Here is a 528-nt window from a genome sequence, read left to right on the forward strand (position 1 = left end):
GATAATCGCCAGCCGAGGATCTCCCGCGTGCAGCAATCGATGATCACCGCCAGGCTGCCCCGTCGATCCTTGCCACACCAGACGTGTGTCAGATCGGTGGCCCATCGCTCATCCGGTCGCGAGGCGATCGACGGCAAACTCCTGGCTCGAGGTCGGAACCCCTGAGGCCGCTTGCGCACCTGCCAGCCCTTCAGCTGTAGGATGCGCTGGATCGGCTTGCGGTTCTCACCTAGCACACAGGCCAGGCGGCGATAGCCGTACGTAGGGAACCGCTCCAGGGCCAGCTTTACCCTGCCAGCCAGGTCGTTATTGATCACACGACGCCGCGGCCTGGGCCGGTAGTACAGCGTCCGCCGAGGGAGTCCCAGCCACCGGCACAGCTTGACGAGTGATACCACATGGCCCTCTTGGGCCATTTCCGCCTGCAGCGACTTTACGAGTTCTCGTCTTCGTCGAGCAGGCGCTTGAATTTTTTTAGTGCGTAGATCTGCAGATGGGCCTCGCCCAGTGCCTCCTTGGTTTCCCTCA

At 62.3% G+C, this 528-nt stretch carries 1 pseudogene; it reads right to left on the reverse strand.

Annotated features, from left to right (window positions below):
* A pseudogene (locus tag ACUY1T_RS22020) lies at positions 1–398 on the reverse strand (hypothetical protein); the annotation flags it as partial.
* Positions 399–528: the final 130 nt, after the last annotated feature.

Source organism: Billgrantia sp. Q4P2 (genome assembly GCF_052806135.1).